Here is a 23,830-nt window from a genome sequence, read left to right on the forward strand (position 1 = left end):
ATCTCGGATAACGAACATGGATAAAACGCAAACCGATTTAAATTGGTCTGGCCCTGCTATCAGCGTAATCGGGCTCGGGGATGGACTCAGTACCGGATTATCCGCAGCCAGTATTGGAAAACTGGAGCAGGCCGAATTCATTGTGGGCTCCTCTCATCAAGTTGAAAAAGCAAAACGGGCAAGTGCCGGCTTAACGACTCTGACCGCAGAAATAATCGATTACCCCTCGCCTTTCTCAGGATTGGAACAGTGGCTTGTGGATCATAGGGGGCGAAAAATTGTTCTGCTCGCCAGCGGAGATCCGTTATTTTTTGGCATCGGGGGCTGGCTCAGCAAGCGCCTGCCTGCCCATGCTATTGAATACTCGCCCAATGTCAGCAGTGTACAGGCAGCATTCAGTAGAATTGGTCTCCCCTGGCAACACGCGGTAACTGTTTCTTTGCACGGTCGGCCGCTGGAGTCATTACGGTGTTATTTAAAACAGGGGGCGCTGCTGGCGTGCCTCACGGATGTGAACAGTTCTCCCTGTGCAATTGCCAAGGAGCTTTCTACGAGCGGCTACGATCAGTCTACTCTTTGGGTGTGTGAAGACCTTGGTGGTGAATCCGAAGCCATCACTCAGTATCAGGTAAGAGATCTGATTCAGGGAAACGACCCCCTGTCCGTCCATCCTCTGCATGTCACGCTTATAGCGTGTCGTGGTGGTGTTAATCGACTTCCCGACTTTCCCGGCATACCGGATAAACTGTTCGCGACCGGGAAAACTTCGGGTCAGGGCTTGATCACCAAGCGAGAAGTACGACTGGCGGTTCTGTCCTGGCTGGCTCCGGCTAATGGAGAAGTATTCTGGGATATTGGCGCAGGGTGCGGTAGTGTCGCGATTGAATGGTGTCGCTGGGCTCCGCTGGGTCAGGCCTTTGCCATTGAGTGTCATCCGGAGCGAATTGAATTTCTGGAGCAGAATCGCAACTCTTTCGGTGTTGTTCATAATCTGCAAGTTCTCGCCGATCGAGCGCCAGAGTGCCTTGGTAATTTGCCTGATCCGGATAGTGTTTTTATCGGTGGCAGCGGCGGATCATTGACTGCGATTTTGCAAGACAGCTGGGCGCGCCTCAATCCCGGTGGAAAAATTGTCATCGCTGTCGTCACCGAGACTTCCAAAAGCGAGCTGCTGCAAGCCGTTAATCGCCTGAGTGCGAAGACTGAGGATTCAGGCAGACCGAGGATTGAAACCATACAACTCAGTATCGCCAAAGGTGACGATCTGGCCGGGCATCTAATACTGCGTCCGCAGTTGCCGGTACTGGTAATGAAATTGGAAAAAACGTAATGGCATCATTTATCGGTCTCGGGGTCGGCCCCGGTGATCCTGAGCTAATCACTCTAAAAAGCATCCGTCTGTTGCAAGAGGCGGACATTGTTACATTCATCTGTAATACAGAGGGATACTCACAGGCGCTTGATATTGCAAGACAGGCACTGCAATTACTGGGTTTGACCCTCGAAGAAGCGAAACTACTGGCGATACCGTTTCGTATGACGCGAGAGCGGGATGAAGCAAATCAAGCCTATGATCACGCAGCGGACAAGATTGCCCGCTATCTTGATGAGGACCGATCCGTTGTATTTCTCTGCGAAGGCGATCCACTCTTTTTCGGCTCCTTCGCCTATCTCCAGGAGAGGCTTTCCGGCCGCTATCACTGTGAAGCCGTATCCGGTATATCCAGCCCTCAAGCTGCAAGTGCTGCATTGGGTGTTCCATTGGCGTTATTGGCTGAAAACCTGTGTGTCTTATCGGGCAGACATAACGAGCCTGAATTGATCTCGCATTTCCGTGACTTCGATAATGCCGTGGTTTTAAAGGCGGGGCGGTCAAGACCGCAAATTCTGCGGGCACTCAAAGCGAGTGGTCGTTATCAGGATGCGCTGTATATAGAATATGCGACACGAGCAGAGCAACGTATCGTCACGGATCTCGATAAACTGGAGCCGATTCCCGGTCCTTATTTTTCGCTGTTCCTGGTTAGCCGTCACAAAAACCTGGTGAATCGCAAAGGTAATTCATGACAGCCAGACTCTTAAAACCTCAGGGCGGTTCTGTCTCGAATCGCTGTACCATTGTGTCACTCACGGCTAAAGGGTTAGCGCTTGCAAAACGACTTGAGGGTGGTTTGGCGTCTGATTATGCAATAACACAGCTACATAAACCCAAACCCTTTGCCTTGAGCGTTCAAGCGGCATTCAATTCAGGTTCACCGTTGATTCTGATCTGCGCAGCCGGTATTGCGGTGCGGACGCTGGCTCCAGTTTTAGTTAACAAGTCGGTTGATCCACCGGTACTGTTATTGGATGAGCGTGGATGTTTTGTCATCCCGTTTTTAAGCGGTCATGAAGGTGGTGCCAATAACTGGGGCCGAGAGATCGCTAATCAAATTGGCGCAACGCTGGTATTAACCACCGCTGCTGACTATCTAAGGCCGGTCTACGTTGCCGGGATGGGGTGTGAGCGAAGCTGTCCACAATCGGTATTGATGGGGTTGCTTGAGGAAACCCTGGCGCTGGAAGGTCTGGAAATGAATCAACTGAGTGCCATTGCCAGTATCGATATCAAAAGTGATGAGGTCGGCTTGTATACCTTGGCCGAAGCCTTGAGTCTACCATTCTTGACTTACCCGGCGACAGCATTACGGAAAGTTGAGCATTTACTGAGTATGAAATCCGAAATCGTCTTCAGAGAAGTCGGTTGTTATGGGGTTGCCGAAGCCGCAGCGTTGATTGGGGCAAAGTGCATTAGCACACTTGTCCCGGACGGATTGGAACCGGGCCGCCTGGGCACTGCCCCGAATATTGAACAATCGTCTCTACCGTTAAACCATATTGATTTTAACCAGGATACAGAACTGGTGGTCAACAAGCAGAAAAACAAACAGGCTACGTGTGCGATTGCACGCAGCTACTGTTCAGGAAATGAAAATGAGTAAAACAGTACATGAGTAAAACCTTACATATTGTGGGCACCGGCCCCGGTGACCTGACCTACCTGCCGCCATTGGCACGGCAGGCTATCGCAGAATCTGACGGGTTAGTCGCCTACCCGCTTTATATCGACCTCATCCAGGAACAGGATCCGGACCTGATAACGGGTAAACAACGTCACGACCTGCCACTCGGAGAGGAAATCGAACGGGCCCGGCTGGCGTTGGATCTCGCAGCTGAAGGCCAAACCATCGCGCTCATATCCAGCGGTGACATTGGTATTTTTGCAATGGCAACATTGGTATTTGAATTGTTGGATCGCGAATGTAATCCGCGCTGGGTGGACATTGATGTCCAAGTCATTCCGGGCATCTCGGCAATGCAGACTGCAGCAAGTAAACTGGGTGCACCCCTGGGCCACGACTTTTGTGCGATTTCACTGTCCGATTTGCTGACCCCTTGGCCGACGATTGAAACCCGTGTCCGCGCAGCAGGAATGGGTGATTTCGTCGTCTCTTTCTACAATCCTGTATCTCGCAAGCGTGACTGGCAATTGGCTAAAGCACGGGAGTTACTGTTGGAGTATCGCCCCGCAGAAACCCCGGTGATACTGGGGCGAAACCTGTCCCGTAAAGACGAGAAAACCGAGGTCACGACGTTAGGGGCACTCGATACCACGCAGGTGGACATGTTAACCGTTGTGGTTATTGGCAACAGCGAATCCCGCACCCTGACCCATCAACAAAAAACCTGGGTGTATACACCCCGTGGTTATGCCAAGAAACTAGAGGGCTGAAGATGACCGTTTATTTTATCGGTGCAGGTCCGGGCGACCCGGAACTGATCACCGTCAAGGGCCAACGTTTGATCCAGCAGTGTCCTGTTATTCTTTATGCGGGTTCATTAGTTCCCGTGGAGATTCTCGAGAGTGCCCAAGAGGATGCGACAGTGATCGACACCGCCTCGCTGAATCTGGATGAAATCATCAATTTGATAACCAAAGCCCATGGTGACGGACAGGATGTTGCACGAGTGCATTCCGGCGATCCATCGGTGTATGGTGCAATTGGTGAGCAAATGCGACGTCTCGATACACTCGATATACCTTATGATGTTGTCCCCGGTGTAACTTCAACCAGTGCCAGTGCCGCCTATCTGCAAAAAGAACTGACACTGTCCGGTGTGTCACAGACAATTATCATGACCCGTTATGCAGGTAAAACGCCAATGCCTGAGCGGGAAAATCTCAAAGCCTTGGCACAACACGGCGCGACCTTGGCTATACACCTGGGCATCACTCGCATTCATAAAATAGTTGAGGACTTGATCCCGACCTATGGTGCTGATTGCCCGGTAGCAGTGTGTTATCGCACCGGGTGGCCCGATCAGGAAAAAATCATTGGCAATCTCAGCAACATTGTAGAAAAAGTTCGAGAACGGAAAATCACCCGAACGGCGCTGATCCTGGTTGGCCCTGTACTCAATCCAGAATCTTTTATGGACTCCTACCTGTATTCAGAAGATCAGGCACATATTTATCGACCGAAAAACAAACCGGCAGAACCCCGGAAAGTAAAACGGGCCTGACCTGCTTTTAATCTATTTTACTTGGCCCGATGCTCTATTTTGGCCCAATACTCGTGCTTTTCCCCGAATCCTTCGGTTAAGCCGATGGATCGCGATCTGATTGATGGGAGAAAACTAGTCTTTAAGGCGCATATTTCGCGAATACCTCGGCTTCGGTCATTGTTTCGGTCTCATTGGCAAAATCATAGTAGGCAGGCTTTTTGTCAATGAATATTTGATGGTCTAACTTAAAATCATCCTGATTGGATAACAAACCAGCCGGTAGCATATATTGCTGGTTGCCTTTCAAACGGTAGAACAGGTGCGTACCACAGTCTTTGCAAAACCCTCTTTCAGCCCATTCAGATGAACTGAATGTGGCAACATGGTCTTCTCCGGTAATTTTGAGGTCAGTACCGCAATCGACTGCAAAATAAGGCCCACCACCCCATTTTCGACACATACTGCAGTGACAAACACCGACATGGGGCTCAGCATTCCCGGACAGGGTCACCGCGCCACAAAGGCAGGTTCCTTCAACAGGCGTCGTTGTATGATTCATTCAATTTGTCTCCTTTTTGTTGTCGTCCGTTATCGGGATTGGATGTATTTCGTGAGTTTGTCTTCAAGCGAATGTGGCAGTAGACAGGGCAAATTTTAGAAAAGAGTCCGCCGGTAGCGGCTTACTGTACCAATAGCCCTGCCCGATTCCACAGCCCAGTTGCTTCAATATGGACTCTTGCTCCTGTGTTTCAATGCCCTCTGCAACCAGTTTCAAGTTCATATTCCGGGCCAGGGAAATAATCGTTTTTACGATATCCAGATCACTCCCGTTGGAAAGCATGTCACGCACAAAAGACTGATCTATCTTTAACACATCTACATTAAACTTTTTAAGATACGCGAGACTGGAATAGCCCGTGCCAAAATCATCAATGGCAATGCTCACACCGGCATTAGCCAACGCACCCAGTATTTGTTCTGTTTTGGTGAAATCCTGCATGAGTGCACTCTCGGTTACCTCGAGTTCCAGGTACTCCGGTGATATTGCCATGTTTTTTAGAATCCGGAGGATGGATTCAACGATTTCTTCCTCGGCAAACTGGGCGGCGGCAATATTTACGGATATTGGAATCGTGATCCCGTGTTCTCGCCACTGTTTGTGCTCCCGACAAGCTTGCCGTAACACTTGAGCACCCAGCTCAACAACTAATCCTGTTTCTTCCGCCAATGGAATGAAGTCAATAGGCGAAACCAGCCCACCATCGTGATTGCGCAAACGAACCAGTGCTTCTGCGCCACATAACTTGCCGGTATTCAGATCGATTTTTGGCTGATAGAACACTTCCAGTTGTTCTCGGGAGAGCGCTTCTCGAAGCATTAGTTCGATTTTGTGGCGCTGCAGCAGCTGTTTCTCCAGATCATCCGAGAAGAAACAAAACCGGTTTCGCCCTTCATGCTTGGCACGATACATGGCCACATCCGCGTGACGCATCAGTGTATCTTCATCTTTGGCGTCATCTGGATAAATGCTGATGCCGATACTCAGAGAGATGCTGTACTGTTGATCCGCTAGTTGAAAGGGTTGATGCATGACCTGATAGATTTTACTGGTAACCGATTGGACTTGCTCTGCTGTAGTTTTTGGCAGCACCAGCATAAACTCATCGCCCCCCACCCGCGCTAATGTCATGGCCGGGTCTTTAACCAGCGCCAGCTTTGCCGCCAGTTGTTTGATGATGGTATCACCCATGTTATGACCGAGTGAGTCATTCAAGTATTTGAAATGGTCGATGTCGATGAGCAATACAGCGACTTTCAGTTGCGCCAGCTCTGCAACCTGAAGTGCCTGGGTCAGGCGATCATGGAGCAATACGCGATTGGGTAAGTCAGTGAGTTGATCATGGTTCGCCAGAAAGCTCATCTTCACTGACATTGCAATCGCTTCACTAACATCGTGAAAAACAATGATCGCGCCAATAATGTAACCGTTTTCACTTCGAATGGGGGCTGCGGAGTCTTCGACCCGAAAGATATTGCCATCCTGACTCACGATCTGGCAATTAAAGGCCATTCCGACCACCCGTTTTTCCTCCAGTGCCAAGAACACAGGATTTCGACTGCGCTGTCGAGTTGTGGAATCCTGTAAGTACATTACTTCATCGATATGCAAGCCCATTGCATCTCGCATGCGCCAGCCTGTCATGCGCTCGGCGATTGGATTTATGAACGTGACAAATCCTTCTGTATCCGTGGCGATAACCGCATCACCAATTGAGTTCAACATCACTCTCAAGCGTTCTTTTTCAACGAACAGCTCTTTTTTGGCCCGTTTCAAGGATGAAATGTCGACCAGGGTTAACAGATAGCCCTTTTCACCTTTCTCCTCGGTAATGGACAGGTTTGCCTGCATATGGCTGATGCGGCTATTGGGAATCCAGGGTTGAATTTCGAATTGCGCGATATCCTGAAATGATTCAACACTGTATTTTTCCAGTTTTTGCCATAAATCCTGAGGTAACAACTCTTCCCCATGGATGCCTACCATATCTTCTGCGCAGATATTGAACCAACTGCCACTGAAATCATTACTGTATTGGTTGACCCAGTTAATATCCCAATAAGAGATAAATACCGGTACCTGTTTGACCAGTGCGTCCAGCTCGCGTCGTGACTGCTCGATCAGCTTTTCCTGTTGCCTCATCTTGAGCAAATTTGACATGCGCATCCTGCACACAGCCATATCATAGGGTTTGGTGATGAAGTCACAGGCACCATAAGATAAAGAGGTGTATTCCAGCTCCTTTTCGTTATGGGAGGTTACAAAAACGACCATACAGGATTCAGTTTCCGGGTTTTCCTTCAATTGCCGGCAAACTTCAAGACCATTCATTTCGGGCATTTCCAGGTCCAGCAGGATCAGATCCGGGCGGATTTTACGGCTGAGTTCAAGCGCGGTGATGGGGTTTGTGGTAGAGGTGATATGGCCTAAATCCTTCATGGCCGTTTCCATGATCAGTATATTGGCCGGCTCATCATCAACAATGAGAATCTCTGAATCACCGATTTTACTGAGATCAAACAGCATTAAGCGACTCCCTGTGTCCGGTTGGAATGTATCCTGTTGGAATAAGTCGAAGATGTTAATTGATGTTTAGACGTTTCAGGCGGATAGTCAACCAAAAACATGTATAAATTCTAGACGATTGTACCAGCAGTGCTATAGTCAAAGGATCTGCAAGCTAGCAATAAAAACCATGTTTAAAAGAAGGGAATCACGCCATGACGGTAAAATCCAATAATCTTAAACGGTGGTCTTTGCTTCTCTTTATCATAGGCGCGACGAGTTTATTGCTTGCACTCGGGTTCTACGCTGTACAAAGTTATACCCGAGATCAGGTCATGGCCGAGTACGCGGATAATATAAAGCGCCAATTGACCACAAAAGCACGCGCATTCAATGAACATCTGGTACTGAACCAGCAGCGTATCCGGTTTCTCTATTCAACGCCGCCCATTGATGGCATTGTCCGCGCCAGCCAGAATAATGGCATCGACCCTTTGGATGGCACAACTCTGAAACTGTGGAAGTCACGTCTGGAGCGAATTTTTGCCGGTTACATCCAGAATAATCCCGATATCGCTCAATTGCGTTATATTGGTGTCGCCGACAATGGTTTAGAACTGGTTCGGGTCAACCGGCAACAAGGCGGAATCGAAGTTGCAACGCAAGGCCGACTGCAAAAAAAGGGGGACTCGGACTATTTTCAGGAAGCAATCACACGACCACCCGGGAACGTCTACATCTCCAATATCAATTTGAATCGTGAATTCGGCCGCATTGAATACCCTCAATGGCCAACAATGCGTATCGCTCTGCCCGTTTATGATGAACAGCAAGCTATATTTGGCGTACTGGTGATTAATCTCAAGGCTGAAGGCCTGTTGCAAACTCTTTCCAGTTTTAAACAAAAAGATAGTGCCTTGTTTCTGTTGAACATGGATCGTGACTATCTTATCCACCCGGACGCCAGACATGCATTCGAGTTTGAGTTCAGTGATAAAAAAGATCATCACTGGCAAAACGATTTTACAGAACACCCAAAATCTGATGTAACCGGCCTTAAACTGGCCTACGAAAGAGCCAGTAATGAACCCTTCTATTTTGCTGATCACCGGATCTATCTCGAGCGTGGTACTACAGAAGGACATACACGCTATATTGACCTGATTTATGGCTATTACGATTCCGTGCTGGTGAGTGCCACACTCGAACGAAACATCTTGTTTATTTCCCTTAGCTCGACCTTGCTGGTGCTTGTTTGTATCTTACTCGCAGCCTATCAACGTTACGTGAATAACAAACTTTCCCTGTTTTCTCAAATATCCCAGTTTGAATCGATCGTAAACAGCTCTCGTGAAGCGATAATTGGCATGAATAAAGATATGGTCATCACCAGCTGGAATCCTTCCGCTGCAGATTTGTTCGGCATTACCGAGCAACGGGCAATGGGACGCGTATTCACCTCGCTTATCGCCGACGATGATCTGAATCTGATGAATTTAGAGCTGGCACAGGAGCTGATTACTACCGGAACCGTTGACCCGGTGGAAGTGCATGCCATCAGGCCGAACGGGCAAAAGTTTGATATCTCTGTCACCCTCTCTCTCATTCATGGCCCGTCTGGCAATGCAACCGGGATCACCGCATTGGTTTCGGATATTTCAGAGCGTAAATCGATACAACGGGAAATTGAAAACCTGAATGAAAACCTGGAACAACAAGTACAAGAACGAACATTGGAGCTGGAACAGGCCATCCAGATTGCAGAAGCTGCCAACACCGCAAAAGGCGAATTTGTCGCGAATGTAAGTCACGAGATTCGTACCCCTATGAACGGGATCGCCGGTATGTTGAACCTGATTAAACGGGAAACCTTGAGCCAAAAGCAGAAGCAATACATGCTCATGGCAGAGAGCAGTGTTACCCGTCTGACCGGTCTGATTAACGATATTCTCGACTTTTCTAAAATAGAGGCAGGAAAGCTGGAAATCGATGATGTCGAGTTTGACGTGCTGGATACCGTCAGTATTTTATTTGATTCTCTCGCGCTGATGGGGAGTGAGAGTGATGTTGAAATGGTTCTGGATGTCAGTGGTATCGGGCATTCCAAAGTGCGCTCTGATCCAAAACGAATACAACAAATTCTGACTAACCTCATTGGTAATGCCATCAAATTTACGGACTCGGGTCATATTGTCCTGCGTGCGAATACAGAAAGAACCGAGTCAGGACAAATTATGTTTTCGGCCTCGGTCACCGATACCGGCATCGGAATTGAGCCCGAAAAACAAAGGCAGTTATTTTCCGCATTTTCACAAGCCGATTCGAGTATTACAAGAGAGTTTGGCGGCACGGGACTGGGGCTGTCGATCTCAAAGCAATTGTGTAGCCTGATGCACGGTACCATCCACCTGAAAAGTACTCCGGGTGAAGGCAGCTGTTTCTATTTTTCCATCCCTGTTACGGAAGTTGTGCAGAGTGAGCCCAAATTCAACCTTGACGGCGTGAAGCAGGTTCCAATGTGGCTACTGGAATCAGACGCCACCACTCGCGCAGCGCTGCACTCTCAATTCAAGGAATGGGGTTGTAATGTGACCGCGCCGGATATGCTCAATCCGGAGATGGTATTACCGCAACTTGTTGCCGCGAACGAACAGCATAACACTGCTGTTTTGTTTGTGGCGCACACCGTTTTAAACTCGATTAATCGATTCAATGAGGTCAACCAGATTATCTCAGCGCCGTTAGCTAACCTTGTGGTGGTTGGCTTGCATCGAAGAATTGATAGCAATCAGTCCGTTGATTTTCTACACAACAACGTTGTAAGTTTTATCAGCAAACCGATTCTGCCAAGCGAGTTGCTTTGGGTTATCCGTAATGCGCTCAAGCTCGAGGTGAGTGGTACCAGTCCAATTCACCGACAATGGTTACAAACCGCACCGGTGCATGACAGCCTCCTTGAAGGTAGCCATGTACTGCTGGTAGACGATAACCTGATCAATAGAGAAGTGGCCAAGGGAATGATGCAGCCTCTGGGAATTCAGGTTACGGAAGCGGTAAATGGTGAAGATGCAATCAATCAATTAATAAATTGCTCTGGTTCAGACCCTGTTGATCTGGTGTTAATGGATTGCCAAATGCCTGTGCTGGATGGTTTTTCCGCGACCTCCGGTATCCGGTCCGGGAATGCGGGCAAGTTATATCAGGATATTCCAATTGTGGCCATGACTGCCGGTGCAATGGCGGGTGACAAGGACCGGTGTTTACGCTCTGGAATGAATGACTTTCTGGCCAAGCCAATTGACCCGGATCTATTTGAGGCGATGCTCATCCGCTGGCTCAATAAGCGAAATGGAAGGGGCTCCACCCCGAACAACGCCGATTCCGCTGAGTCAAAACAAAGTAACATGTCGAACATCAAGACCAAGACCAATACCGATATCAAAACGAATTCAAACAACGAAGAACCAGTCCTGCCTGAGGAGCATGCTGGCAGTCTATCAAGCCTTGCGCGATTTTCTATTTTCGACAGTGAATCAGCATTACAGCGCATGATGCAGAATCAGGACCTTTACGACAAACTGATAGGGCTGTTTGTAGACACGACGCCAGTGCAAGTGCGCCAGCTTAAGGAAGCAATCAACAAGCGTGATTTTGATAACATCTACCTCTATGCCCATACATTAAAGGGTATTTCCAGCAATATAGGGGGCTATCAGTTTGCTGAGTTATGTTTCTGTGTAGAAAAACTCTGCCAGAATGATCCTGGGGAAAACCCAACAGAAAACGAAGCGCATCGCTTGCACCGGCTGCAAGTGATGATACCGGATATCGAAAAATACTATAACGACTTGCTCGGTTTATTGTCTCGGGAAGAGAAAGTCGTTGCGACTTCAAACGGAATATAAACTTTTAAGTTTTTTATCTGATATTTAAATAACTTAAACATGATTGCCGCTTACCCTTTCCGATTAAATCCGGTACCATTTCCATCCCCTGAAATTCAGCATTAGTTTTGATACAAGTTTCAATAAGGACGCTCTATTTATGAATTTATCCAAAATTCCCGCCACCATTGTCACCGGTTTTCTCGGCAGTGGTAAAACGACGCTTTTATCGAATATGCTGAAACAGGCCAATGGAAAACGTATTGCCGTGATTGTAAATGAATTCGGCGAGCTGGATATCGATGCCGATCTTCTACGCAGCTGCCCGCTAGACTGCCCCGAAGATGAAACAACACCCGCAGCCCAATCCCAGAGCGGGGTTTACGAGCTGGCAAATGGCTGTATTTGCTGTACCGTGGAAGAGGAATTCCTGCCGGTGATGCAACAACTGGTCGCACGGCGTGACGATATCGATCATATTCTGATTGAAACCAGCGGTCTGGCACTCCCGAAACCCTTGGTACAGGCCTTTAACTGGCCGGATATAAAGGCCCATTGCACAGTGGATTCCGTGATTACGGTCATTGATGGACCTGCAGTGGCGGCAGGCCGGTTTGCTGACAATCCCGAGCAAGTTGAAGCACTGCGAAAAGCCGATGAAAATCTGGATCACGACCCCACCCTGCAAGAACTTTTAGATGATCAACTGAGTGCAGCCGATCTCGTGATCATCAGCAAGAACGATTTGTTAAGCGAAGCCGAACAACAATCGGTCTCCATGTTGGTTCGTGACAAGGTTAACCCCGAGATCAAATTGATCAATATCGAAAATGGAGAGATCTCCAGCGCCTTGATTTACGGTCTTGAGAGCGCATCTGAAGAACGTATCGAACAGGTTCACACCCACCATGATCACCATCATGATTCCGGGCATCATCATAAACACGCCCATGATGATTTTGACTCGGTTTCAATTGAGTTAGGTGTGGTGGACGGAGAGCAGGTTCAGCAAATCCTGCAGCAGTTAATCGCCGATCATACCATTTATCGTGCGAAAGGTTTACTGGCACTGGAAAACAAGCCCATGCGCCAGGTGGTACAAGGGGTTGGCCATCGGATTGATCACTATTTTGACCGCCTCTGGCAAAGCGATGAAACACCCCACAGCAGAATCGTTATGATCGGCAAACAATTGCCACAGGACACTTTACTGAGTGCGCTGAAACAGGCCGAACTATAGATAATGCATTTATTGACTGCCAAACCCGGTGGCTTCTCCGAAGATGAAGGCATCATTGATTTACAACAAACACCCGGTGATATTGTTATCCTCGCCGGGCAAGATACGACACTCTCTATCCTTGCCCGGTGCAGTGATGGTCTCGAGCCGGATTACCCTGCCCTCCGTTTGGCAAATTTTATACATCTCACCAAGCCCGCCGCATTTGACTTATACGCCGACAAGGTTCTGGAAAAGGCCCGTGTTATCATTCTCTCTTTGTTGGGGGGCAAGAATTATCTTCCCTATGGTGTTGAACAGTTAACCACTATCGTACAACGAACCGGGGCTAAGCTGGTTATCGTTCCGGGGGATGATCAGGCTGACGAAGACTTGTTTTCATGCAGCACGATACCTCGGGATCAGGTTTTAACATTATGGCGTTACCTGCGAGAAGGCGGGTATCGCAATATACTCAATTTTTACCGTTTTATTCGCTTCCATTTACTGGCGGATCATGCCGAATCTGCAGCCCAAACGCCGATTGAGCCACCTGAGCCTTTACCCAGAGTGTGTCATGTCGAGGAAGTAACTGAGGAAGTAACCAAGGGATCACTGAATACGAATGGGGAAAACCCGGTTTTACTATTGTTCTACCGCAGCCATCTGCAAGCGGGATTGCTTGAGCCCTTCATCGAATTCACGAATATCCTCATTGAACAGGGCATGTCTGTTATTCCGGTTTCGGTGGCCTCACTGAAAGAAGCGGATTGTCGGGAGACGGTAGAGGCCCTGGCTCGGGATCACCAGGCCCGACTGATACTGAATACAACCGCATTTTCCATTCATTCTTTTGGTAATGCGCACCTGAGCTCAACACCCACCGATACGGTAGATACCGGCTTATTGCGACTGAATATACCGGTTTTTCAAGTCATCCTGGCGGCTAATTCCCTGGACGATTGGCAAGCACATCCCCAAGGGTTGCGGCCAAGGGATATTGCCATGAATATCGCCCTGCCAGAAATGGATGGCCGCATCATTACCCGTGCTGTGGCGTTTAAAGCGGAACTGCGACGCAATGAGCGCTGTCAGTACGATATAATTCAGTTCGAACTTTGCCATGAGCGTGCCCGGTTTATCGCCGGATTAGCCCTTAAATGGGCGCGACTGGCTAATACTCCAAACCCGCAAAAGCGTATTGCGCTGGTACTGGCGAACTACCCGACCAAAGATGGCCGAATTGGTAACGGTGTCGGGCTGGATACGCCACAATCTACATTGAATATATTGCGTGCAATGACCGTTGACGAGTATGCCATTGCGGATCTGCCCGAAACCGGCAGCGAATTGATTCACGATCTGCAATCCATGGTCACAAACAACCCCGAGCATTTTGATCTCAAGGGGTGTGCCCAAAGTATCGCCATCGAACAATACCGGGACTATTTCGCGCAATTGCCGCCACAGTGTCAGGATCTTGTTCTGGAGCGTTGGGGCAACCCTGAAGCTGACCCCAAATATCGTATGGGACGACTCATGATTTCGGGTGTCCGATATGGTGAAACCTTTGTTGGCATACAACCGGCCCGAGGCTTCAATCTCGATTTGATGGCGAACTACCATGATCCGGATTTGGTGCCACCCCACAGTTATCTGGCGTTCTATTTCTGGCTTCGGCATGTGTATCAAATTGATGCCATTGTTCATGTTGGTAAACACGGTAATCTCGAATGGCTTCCCGGAAAAGGTGCAGCATTGGGATCAGAGTGCTGGCCAGAAATTGCACTGGGGCCTCTGCCTCATTTCTATCCATTTATCGTCAATGATCCCGGTGAAGGGGCGCAAGCGAAACGCCGTGCTCAAGCGGTTATTCTCGATCATCTCATGCCCCCGATGGCACGAGCAGAGTTGTACGGGGATCTGGAAGAAATCGAGCATCTTGCAGATGAGCTTTATCAAGCGATGGGAATGGATGCGCGCCGTGAGACCTTCCTGAGAGCAAAACTGGTTAAGCGGATTACTGAAACCGACCTGCTACAAGAGCTCACACGATCCAGTCTTTCGAACGGTTCATCGTCGTTGCCAGATAATACCGCTGAGCCTGAGGACGAGCTTATACTCGCCAATCTCGATGCCTATCTCTGTGATTTGAAAGAAGCCCAGATTCGCGATGGATTGCATAGCTATGGAGAACGTCCTGATCTCCCTCAGTTAGCAGAAACGTTGCTCGCACTGGTACGCATACCCCGTGGTGAAAATGATATACAGGACTGGAGCATTCTGGATTGTCTGGCGCAGGATCTTAAGCTCAAAGCAGCTGACTTTAACCCGCTTGCGAACGATTTAAGCGCGATCTGGACGGGGCCAAAACCCTCAATTCTGGCAAAGCTCGACACACGCCCCTGGCGCACCGCTGCGGATACCCGGGATCGCCTTGAGCAGTTTGCCCTGAGTATTATGACCGCGTTACTTTCCGGTCAAATCAATGACGGTACGCTGGCAGGATTACCTTTAACCCGGCGTTTGCTGGAACACGTCGAAATGACCGTATATCCCGCGCTCGTGCAATCACCTGTCAATGAAATAAAAGAATTACTGAATGGCTTGGCAGGCGGATTCACACCACCCGGGCCCAGTGGCGCGCCCACCCGAGGCCGTCTTGATGTGTTGCCGACGGGCCGCAATTTCTATTCAGTAGACAGTCGTGCGATTCCTACACCCGCTGCCTGGGAATTAGGTCAACGCTCCGCAGACCAAATGATCATGCGTCACCTTCAGGATCACGGTGAATACCCTGAATCGATGGGAATTTCGGTCTGGGGCACGTCAACCATGCGCACCGGCGGGGATGACATTGCCCAGGCATTTGCCCTTTTGGGCGTAAAACCGGTCTGGGCGCCAGGCTCAAATCGCGTTGTGGATTTTGAGATTATTCCAAACTTCCTGATGAACCGGCCTCGTGTTGATGTAACGCTACGGGTATCAGGCTTTTTCAGGGACGCATTTCCATCAGTCATGCAGCTCTTCGACGCTGCAATAACACTACTGGCAACCCACGAGGAGCCCGGTCATACGAATACGTTAAAACCCCGGATTGAAGCTGAAGTCAACCGTCTCAAAGCGACCGGGATAGATCACGCCAAAGCATTTCGCGAAGCAACCTATCGCGTATTCGGGTCTAAACCCGGTGCCTATGGGGCGGGTTTGCAAGGCTTGATCGATGAGCGCTGCTGGGACAATCAGGCAGATTTAGCCACCGCCTACAGAAACTGGGGTGGTTATGCCTATGGCCAGAATAATAGCGGTACTGAAGCATTTTCAGCCTTCCAACACCGCCTGAGTCAATTGGATGCCGTGGTCCAAAATCAGGATAACCGGGAACATGATCTTCTCGATTCCGATGACTATTACCAGTTTCAAGGCGGCATGGCCAATGCGGTAACGGTTTTCAGTGAGAAAGCCCCCACGATTTATCATAATGACCACGCTAATCCCGCTCAACCGGTTACCCGGACTTTAAAAGAAGAGTTGAATCGTGTAATCCGTTCCCGAGTGCTCAATCCAAAATGGCTGGAAGGCATGCAGCGCCACGGCTATAAAGGCGCATTCGAAATGGCGGCAACGGTGGATTACCTGTTTGCCTATGATGCCACTACACATCTGATTGATGATTACCAATATGCTGCGGTTACGGATCATCTGCTTCTGAATCCGCAGAATCGGGACTTTTTGGAAACACATAATCCAGAAGCGCTTGTGGAAATGGCTGAACGTCTGGTTGAGGCACAACAACGGGGACTCTGGGAAAATCCCGGCGAGTATGCCGAGCAGTTGGAGGACCTGATAATCGAGATTGATAACCGGCAAGAACAAGGACAGTAACGGTCTGGTCTTTTTTTTAGCCCCCTTAATTTAACCGCATTTACTCAGACGCAAACAATATGGCTACGCTCCGCGACGAAAAACCAATGGCAACATTAATGATTCAAGGCACGACTTCCGATGCCGGTAAAAGTACATTAGTCACAGGGCTGGGGCGTATCCTGAAGCGACGCGGTGTGGCGGTTGCCCCCTTCAAACCACAAAACATGGCATTGAACAGTGCCGTAACTGCAGACGGAGGCGAAATTGGCCGGGCCCAGGCTCTGCAAGCCATCGCATGTGGTGTGCCTGCGACTACGGATATGAATCCCGTACTGCTGAAGCCAACAACGGATCAAGGGGCACAGATTATTATTCACGGTAAAGCCATAACCAATATGCAGGCGCAGGCTTACCATGATTACAAACGCACCGCTTTTGCAGCGGTAATCGCCTCTTTTGACCGGCTTACGGCAGCTTACGAATGTGTTCTGGTCGAAGGTGCAGGCAGCCCTGCTGAAATTAATCTACGGCAGAATGATATTGCGAATATGGGCTTCGCGGAAGCTGTCGACTGCCCAGTCATACTGGTTGCAGATATTGATCGAGGTGGAGTGTTCGCCCACCTGGTTGGTACGCTGGAGTTATTGTCTGAAACCGAGCAGCGTCGGGTTGTCGGATTTGTCATTAATCGCTTTCGCGGCGATATCGCCCTGCTCCAGTCCGGATTGGATTGGTTGGAGCAACGCACCGGGAAGCCAGTATTGGGCGTACTGCCCTACTTACCGGAGTTCTATCTCGATGCCGAAGATGGTGTAGGCCTTGAGCAAGCCAGTACCGATGCCAGTGGGAACAAGGCTGTCCTGAACGTGGTGATCCCCATGCTGCCAAGGATCAGCAATCACACCGATTTTGATCCGCTACGGCTACACCCAAACGTAAATCTGCAATTTATCCGGCCTGGCGGAAAGATCCCACCGGCGGATGTGATTATTTTACCCGGAAGTAAAAGTGTTATTGCTGATTTAACCTGGTTACGGGATCAAGGCTGGGAGCATGAGATATTCCGGCACCTGCGCTATGGCGGCAAAGTAATCGGTATCTGTGGTGGTTATCAAATGCTGGGTCAAACCATTGCTGACCCACACGGCATCGAAGGCCCAACACAAAAAGCAGACGGCCTTGCCATTCTGGACATCGCCACAACGCTTGAACCAGAAAAACAACTTAAGCAATGCGAAGGCACGTTACAATTGACAGACGAACCTCCTGTGCAAGTGAAGGGCTATGAAATCCACGCCGGTATCACAACGCTACCCACCGCAGGTAAGCGTCCTGTTAAGATCACTTCCACTCAGCGCGCTCAGCACCCGGAGGATATTGCAGAAAGCGAAGACGGCCTGATCAGCAAAGACAACCAGGTATTCGGTACCTACCTGCACGGTATTTTCGATCAACCTGACGCACTACAAGCAATACTAAACTGGTGCGGCCTGCAGCCTGAAACGCGGGTTGATATCAATACTCTCAGAGAGCAGTCCATTGACCGACTAGCAGATTCCATGGAACAGCATCTCGATATGGGGAAAATACTCCAAATGCTCGGTATGTCGAAGTCATGTTTGCGCCCATTGCCGAGCAGCAGGGCTAAAAAACCTAGCCCGAAGGGTTGGGGTTAACTATAAAGCGTCAACAGACCTTAATCATGAGATTTTTTTAATGCTTGATTCTACTGATATTAATATGGTTCAGGTAATTTCCGAGGTAGGTAGTATTAGTAAAGCAGCTGAAATGCTCAATATGTCTCAGCCTACGTTAAGCAAGCGGTTAGCAAGACTTGAATCATCCTTAGGGCTTTCGTTATTTCATCGCTATAACGGTGGCATGCTTCCGTTACACGCCGCTAACTTTATTATGGAAAACGGAATTCAGGTTCAATCAAAACTGAATTCAATACATCGCCACCTGAAGATGCTCTCTAACTTGGAAGAGGGAACATTAAATATAGGAGTAGGCCCGATTATCGAGCAGATATACTTTCCAAAAGTATTGCTCGATTTCACCGAAGAGACGTCAAATGTGAGAATCACATTGACAACCGATTCGGGCGAAAGACTTTTACAACTGATACAGGAAGGCTCAATTGATGTGGGAATCGGACCGTTCAGGAAAAGTGATATACCGGAAGATCTAATTTCACGATCAGTGCAAAGTGCAAATATTATCTTAGTTTGCAGGAGTGGGCACCCTGTTTTGGATGATATCAAGGGAAATGGTGTCGTCTCGCTTCTCGATTTATCCAAATATCCTAATATTGGTCCAAGTACGCCTGACTCATATAAAGAGCACCTACCGGAGGAATTTAAAAAATTTCGCCCTCTTATTACTTGTGAAAATTATATGTCGTCAAAGTCTATTGTTTCTTGCTCTGATTATATTACCGGTGGGCCTGAGATATTGTTTGAGAAAGAAATACGAAACGGCTCGCTAGTTAAAATACCGACTAACTTCACGATGCAGTGGAGTTCATTTTGTATCGTCAGACCAGAATCAATTAATATTCCTTCTGTAAAGAAGTTTCTTGATATTTTTAGTAGCTATTTAACATCGAACTTGTAGTTGCCCCCCTGTGGCAGGATAGCGGCTTTTTTCAAGATAGTTGCCACTTTCGCGTTTATTAGACCCTAATTCCAATCTACACGCCTGAAACTACATTGATTTTTTGAAAAGAGATCCACGCAGGTATTCCAAAATTTGGCAATGGGAACAAATTAAATCACTGTTAGAAAAGCCGTGTCGTTCGTTAGTATAGTGCTTTGTCCCCAATGCAAAATCATGTAGAGAATGTTTTAAATGTATGAAATACCCTTATCAGAATTAGCTCCTGAACGAGGTTGGATAAAGCTAGATAGCCCGAGGCTCTTGCCTTTAAAAAACGAAGAACTTAGCCTTGGAAAAAAGCTTGCACTTGATATCATGCTTAGAGTAGGAAAAGCACGGTGTCCTAACCTGTTCCGAACGATGTTCCGTAATTTTCGCGTGTTCTTACGCTTTGCGGCATTTAATGCGACGGTTATGCCTAACGGTAAATTGAGTCGGCGTCATACAGAATTAGCTATATTGAGAGTAGCCTGGAAAACACGCTCTTACTATGAATGGAGTCAACATGTAGAGATTGGCTTACGTATTGGATTAACCTCTTCAGATATTCACAGAGTAACACTGGGACCAGAAGCCAACAACTGGACACAAGTCGAAGCAGTAATCATCCAAACGGTCGACGAGCTGATTGATGATAAAGCGATTTCCTCTGAAACCTGGGATACATTATCAGCATATTTGGATGAAAGACTAAAGATCGAACTGATGTTTCTCGTAGCGTCTTACAATAGCTTGGCGAGTATACTCAATAGCGTTGGCATACAGCTTGAGCCCGATGTTGAACGGGTTGTAATGGAAACAAATTATATTAAGGAAACTCTGATTAATTCCTGAGTACGACCCCTTTGAGATACCGAAACGATATTGCACCGCTCGGTATTGCCGTTCCTTTTAATCGGTCACCTTTAAGATAGTTGGATAAGTGCTTGCTTATTTTGTCATGACAGATCCTTTCCCCAAGCAAGTTTGCTCATACCTTTCTGAACGCCTGGCCGCGCTTGTAGTTTTTGCATCCAATTTGCGACATGCTGAAAATCTGTTTCGAGATTGTTATTCAGCGCTTTAAGGCCGGCCCATGCTGACTCGATCCATGGATAAGAAGCAAAGTCGGCGATAGACAGATCACCAGCAATGTAATCACTATCACTCAGAATATTGTTAAGTACACCCAATAGTCGAAAGCTTTCTTTACTGAAGCGTTCAATGGCCTGAAAATTAGCTTCCTTTGCGCGGGTTTGGACTAGATAGTTGTTAAGGTAACTTGCATCTTTAGCTAAAGCTGAAGCGAAATGTGAGAAGTTACCAAACACGGGGCCAAGTCCACTGGTCTGCCAAAATAACCATTTGATGACCCTGGCTCGTTGAGCAGGCTCCTCGGGGAGAAACTGACCGCTCTTTTCCGCCAGATAAAGTAAGATTGCTCCAGTCTCAAAAATAGGCTCTGGGTTGCCATGTTCATCGATCAAGTCAGTGTCCAGTAAAACAGGTATCTTGCTGTTTGGGTTTAGCGCCTTAAATTCTGCGTTGAACTGCTCTTGCTTCTCGATATTGATTGGCGCGATCGTATAATCCGATTCGCACTCTTCAAGCATGATAGAAATTTTTCGGGCATTCTGTGTCGACCATGTTAGTAACCTAAGCATAACTCTCCTCCATGCTCTTGACGATTAAGTAAGTATTGATTGTCTCTTTGAACTCAGCTTGCGAAATACCGGAACGACGGCAAATGAGTCCTGCATCCAGGTGGAATACCTCCTTGCTGATTCGGTTCTCCTTAAAGTGAAATTCCAGAAAAACGGGTAGCTCAATCTGTGGTGTTGTCTTGCCCGGAATATTTGCACTTAACGTCACAGTAGCGGTAGCTAACATGATTGATCCATTAATCGCATAATGCTCAAGAGCGACGTGATAATCCGGAAACATTAGAAAAAACAGCCCTAGTTGTTTATGAACTTCTTCACTCCCCACAGCGGTCGCCTCAAAGCTGGGGGAGACCAATTCAGCCTCCGGATGATATATCGCCAATGCTGCCAGCACATTTTGTTCGCTCTTGACCCTTGCTAGCTCACTCACTAGCGCCTTCATTTTTGCTTCGTTCATGGATGAACCTCTTTCATTGCGTCCTGTTGGGAAGTCCAGACTATCGAGATGGTTGCTAATCGAAAAGGGTTAATATCGACTCTTAAAAGGCTTTTTTGGATGCTTTCATTGAACGACCATATAGGCCTTAAACAGGTCTTATAAGACCATTCAAAGTGACTGCTTTCCTATGATAGGATTCGATGCTATTTGTCTACGAAGGGAAATGATAATGCGAGTTGGGATTATCGTCACTGAGCGCTGCCAAGCATCGAGCTTGCATACAACCATTGATCTTATCATTGCTGCAAACTATGCATTTCGATCATATTTTGCTTCGAATTCGCCTTTGTTTGAGTATGAGTTGATTGGATCAAAAACCTCAACGAAGGCTTATAATGGAAGTGCAGTCTCTAGTATTACGCCAATAACAAAATATAAGCGGCCTGATATTGTGATATTGCCTGGCGCCTTTGAATCAGTTCTGACTGCGGACCAGGCAAGAAATCAGCTTTCCAAATTAGCCCCGGTGATCAAGGTACTGCAAAAATGGCATTCAGAAGGCACTGTTATTGCGAGTATCTGTACAGGTAATTTTATTATTGCGTCATCAAGTATCGCTAAGGGTCGACCATTAACCTGCCATTGGATTTCCGAAAAAACTGCACATCTGCTTTATCCCTCTGAGCAATTCGTAAGCGACAAACTGATAATCGATCACGGTGATATTGTCAGCGCAGGCGGCGCGATGGCTACGGCTCAGCTTGTACTCTATCTCGTCAGTCGTTTTCACAGCAGAGAATTGGCCCTCGCTACCGGGAAGCTAATGCTGGTAGAGCTGAATTTTGATTCACAAAGCCGATTTGCAATATTTCGCCCCAACCGTAAACATGGCGATGGCCTGGTCTTAAGGTTACAAAAGCATATCGAAGAAAATTACGCTCAAGACATAGATCTATCGAATTTTTCCACTAACAATCTAATTGGAGCAAGACAACTTAGCCGACGCTTCAAGAAAGCAACGGGAGAAACGCCGCTTAGTTATTTACAGTTGTACAGAGTTGAACAAGTGAAGATTGGTTTGGAGGCGACTAGCAAACCTGTGAACGCCCTTATTTGGGAAGTAGGATACGAAGACCCCACCTCGTTTAGGCGTTTGTTCAAGCGTCTAACAGGAATAACAATGACGGAGTACCGAAACCGGTTTTCTTCCTGATTCAAAAGCAATTGCCCATCAATGGAAAAATGAATTGTTTTTACAGGGCATATAGATTTTGTAGCATCCCTTTTCTTTATTGAGAAGCAAGCATATTCAGGTTTGCGCCCATTGGCGGACTAGATTGTGATATACCCCGGTTAATTGTACGGTTTCCGGGTTGTCGGATATTGATTGACGTAAAGATTGTATCGCCGTCCAAATAACGGATCGGAGAAGCCCAGTAGGCTAACTCCGATCTCCAGGGAACGAAGGGGCAAAAGGCTCCTTTTCAATATGACAAGCATTCACCACAAAACTGACGGCATGATACAAGCCAGCCAACATGACGAGTTCGATGAGTTGATCTGGCTGATAGGCATCACTCAGTTCTGACCACAAGTTCTCACTTACGTTACTGGTAGAATGCAGTTCATCCACGAGCCGTATCAGCAGTTGTTGTTCACCCGACCAGAACGATGAATTGATTACGCCTTCACAGGTATTTGAGATTTGCTCTGGATTGAACCCCGCCTTTGCTGCGAACCCTGCAACGTGAACTCCCCACTCGTATTCCGCGCCGGTTAAGGCACAAACTCTGAGAATAACCAGTTCCCGATCGGCAATCGAAATACTGCCTTTATCCAGTAATCCGCCGCTTATCATTCGGTGTAAAACACGAGGATTGTGGGCAACGGTTCTGAATATCGCTAAAGGTGGCATACCTTTTGGCATAATGGTTTCAAAATCTTTTTGGACATTTTCGCTATACGGCGCTTCAACAGGCTGAATTCTAGGCTTCATACGTCCTCCGCTTTATTGAGTTTATGCTACACTTTATGTAGCAATGATTGCTTACTATATTGCTACACAATATGTAGCGCAAGCATTTTTTAAACGAAATGGAAGAGAACGAAATATGAATGACAAGCAACCCACGCGCCCCATAGTTGCTTTAATTGATTTGCTCAGTAAAAAGTGGGTTCTTCGTATGTTGTGGGAGCTGAATAAGGGAGCCTGCACATTTCGGGAATTACAATTGCGATGTGGCGATGTATCGCCAACAATAATCAATCGTCGAATAAAAGATCTTCATGGCGCAAAACTGGTCTCGAAATCCTCTTCAAATGGATACAAATTGACTGAACAAGGTGAAGAACTGATTCAACTGTTCTACCCGGTTAATGAATTCGCAACCCGATGGGCGGCTAAAATATCAGATGAGGAATGACTGCTAACAAAAGGCTGGTAATGCGCTTTTGTCTCATGCTTTACTTGTAGAAATGATATGTCATATCATTGCCTTCAAGATTTATACA

The 23,830-nt window shown here is 47.7% G+C and carries 19 protein-coding genes; 13 read left to right on the plus strand and 6 right to left on the minus strand.

Annotated elements, in window-relative coordinates:
- The first annotated feature begins 16 nt into the window (after positions 1-16).
- Genes cbiE through cobM form a run of 5 tightly spaced genes read left to right on the plus strand, consistent with a single transcriptional unit; the run spans position 17 to position 4,563 of the window.
- Positions 17-1,330, plus strand: coding sequence for a precorrin-6y C5,15-methyltransferase (decarboxylating) subunit CbiE (gene cbiE / locus OLMES_RS13585; RefSeq protein ID WP_198343331.1), 1,314 nt, complete (start codon positions 17-19; stop codon positions 1,328-1,330).
- Positions 1,330-2,067, plus strand: a complete 738-nt coding sequence (gene cobI, locus OLMES_RS13590; RefSeq protein WP_087461767.1) for a precorrin-2 C(20)-methyltransferase — start codon at positions 1,330-1,332, stop codon at positions 2,065-2,067. The genes cbiE and cobI overlap by 1 nt, the downstream gene beginning before the upstream one ends.
- Positions 2,064-2,981, plus strand: a complete 918-nt coding sequence (locus tag OLMES_RS13595) for a cobalamin biosynthesis protein (RefSeq protein WP_087461768.1) — start codon at positions 2,064-2,066, stop codon at positions 2,979-2,981. The genes cobI and OLMES_RS13595 overlap by 4 nt, the downstream gene beginning before the upstream one ends.
- 8 nt (positions 2,982-2,989) lie before the next feature.
- The gene (gene cobJ / locus OLMES_RS13600) at positions 2,990-3,772 is read left to right on the plus strand and encodes a precorrin-3B C(17)-methyltransferase (RefSeq protein WP_087461769.1); all 783 of its coding nucleotides are present in this window, start codon (positions 2,990-2,992) and stop codon (positions 3,770-3,772) included.
- 2 nt (positions 3,773-3,774) lie between these two features.
- Complete coding sequence (cobM, locus tag OLMES_RS13605; protein WP_087461770.1) at positions 3,775-4,563, plus strand: precorrin-4 C(11)-methyltransferase; 789 nt, start codon at positions 3,775-3,777, stop codon at positions 4,561-4,563.
- A 121-nt stretch (positions 4,564-4,684) separates the two neighbouring features.
- Here the strand turns inward: cobM and OLMES_RS13610 are convergent, their stop codons facing one another.
- Positions 4,685-5,104, minus strand: a complete 420-nt coding sequence (locus OLMES_RS13610; RefSeq protein WP_087461771.1) for a GFA family protein — start codon at positions 5,102-5,104, stop codon at positions 4,685-4,687.
- Between the two features lie 63 nt (positions 5,105-5,167).
- Positions 5,168-7,630 (minus strand): EAL domain-containing protein, encoded by a 2,463-nt coding sequence (locus OLMES_RS13615; protein ID WP_087461772.1) that lies wholly within the window; start codon positions 7,628-7,630, stop codon positions 5,168-5,170.
- Positions 7,631-7,824: 194 nt separating this feature from the next.
- On the opposite strand from OLMES_RS13615, the gene OLMES_RS13620 reads away from it, so the two are divergent.
- From OLMES_RS13620 to OLMES_RS13645, 6 genes are all read left to right on the plus strand, one after another.
- Positions 7,825-11,514 carry an ATP-binding protein gene (locus tag OLMES_RS13620; protein WP_087461773.1) on the plus strand — a complete coding sequence of 1,230 codons (3,690 nt, stop codon included), beginning with the start codon at positions 7,825-7,827 and terminating at the stop codon, positions 11,512-11,514.
- 139 nt (positions 11,515-11,653) lie between these two features.
- Positions 11,654-12,733 carry a cobalamin biosynthesis protein CobW gene (gene cobW, locus OLMES_RS13625; RefSeq protein WP_087461774.1) on the plus strand — a complete coding sequence of 360 codons (1,080 nt, stop codon included), beginning with the start codon at positions 11,654-11,656 and terminating at the stop codon, positions 12,731-12,733.
- Positions 12,734-12,736: 3 nt separating this feature from the next.
- Entirely contained in the window at positions 12,737-16,597 is a 3,861-nt protein-coding gene (gene cobN / locus OLMES_RS13630; protein WP_087461775.1) for a cobaltochelatase subunit CobN, read from the plus strand.
- Positions 16,598-16,683: 86 nt separating this feature from the next.
- Positions 16,684-18,255, plus strand: a complete 1,572-nt coding sequence (locus OLMES_RS13635) for a cobyric acid synthase (RefSeq protein ID WP_087461776.1) — start codon at positions 16,684-16,686, stop codon at positions 18,253-18,255.
- A 40-nt stretch (positions 18,256-18,295) separates the two neighbouring features.
- Entirely contained in the window at positions 18,296-19,195 is a 900-nt protein-coding gene (locus tag OLMES_RS13640; RefSeq protein ID WP_087461777.1) for a LysR family transcriptional regulator, read from the plus strand.
- Between the two features lie 234 nt (positions 19,196-19,429).
- On the plus strand, positions 19,430-20,071 hold the full coding sequence (locus OLMES_RS13645; protein ID WP_087461778.1) for a carboxymuconolactone decarboxylase family protein: 642 nt from the start codon (positions 19,430-19,432) through the stop codon (positions 20,069-20,071).
- Between the two features lie 104 nt (positions 20,072-20,175).
- Here the strand turns inward: OLMES_RS13645 and OLMES_RS13650 are convergent, their stop codons facing one another.
- Together OLMES_RS13650 and OLMES_RS13655 are read right to left on the minus strand one after the other, a co-directional pair.
- Positions 20,176-20,880: a glutathione binding-like protein gene (locus tag OLMES_RS13650; RefSeq protein WP_087461779.1), complete on the minus strand. Its 705-nt coding sequence runs from the start codon at positions 20,878-20,880 to the stop codon at positions 20,176-20,178.
- Positions 20,873-21,337, minus strand: coding sequence for a nuclear transport factor 2 family protein (locus OLMES_RS13655; RefSeq protein WP_087461780.1), 465 nt, complete (start codon positions 21,335-21,337; stop codon positions 20,873-20,875). The genes OLMES_RS13650 and OLMES_RS13655 overlap by 8 nt, the downstream gene beginning before the upstream one ends.
- A gap of 211 nt (positions 21,338-21,548) precedes the next feature.
- On the opposite strand from OLMES_RS13655, the gene OLMES_RS13660 reads away from it, so the two are divergent.
- Positions 21,549-22,532 carry a GlxA family transcriptional regulator gene (locus tag OLMES_RS13660; protein ID WP_198343332.1) on the plus strand — a complete coding sequence of 328 codons (984 nt, stop codon included), beginning with the start codon at positions 21,549-21,551 and terminating at the stop codon, positions 22,530-22,532.
- Positions 22,533-22,628: 96 nt separating this feature from the next.
- Here the strand turns inward: OLMES_RS13660 and OLMES_RS29025 are convergent, their stop codons facing one another.
- Together OLMES_RS29025 and OLMES_RS13665 are read right to left on the minus strand one after the other, a co-directional pair.
- Complete coding sequence (locus OLMES_RS29025; RefSeq protein WP_198343375.1) at positions 22,629-22,736, minus strand: hypothetical protein; 108 nt, start codon at positions 22,734-22,736, stop codon at positions 22,629-22,631.
- Between the two features lie 24 nt (positions 22,737-22,760).
- A complete protein-coding gene (locus tag OLMES_RS13665) occupies positions 22,761-23,315 on the minus strand; it encodes a carboxymuconolactone decarboxylase family protein (protein ID WP_087461782.1) in 555 nt (184 codons plus the stop codon).
- A gap of 115 nt (positions 23,316-23,430) precedes the next feature.
- Between OLMES_RS13665 and OLMES_RS13670 the strand changes: the two genes are divergently transcribed.
- Positions 23,431-23,742: a winged helix-turn-helix transcriptional regulator gene (locus OLMES_RS13670; RefSeq protein ID WP_087461783.1), complete on the plus strand. Its 312-nt coding sequence runs from the start codon at positions 23,431-23,433 to the stop codon at positions 23,740-23,742.
- The last annotated feature ends 88 nt before the right edge of the window (positions 23,743-23,830 follow it).

The sequence above is a fragment of the Oleiphilus messinensis genome, from assembly GCF_002162375.1.
GTDB lineage: Bacteria > Pseudomonadota > Gammaproteobacteria > Pseudomonadales > Oleiphilaceae > Oleiphilus > Oleiphilus messinensis.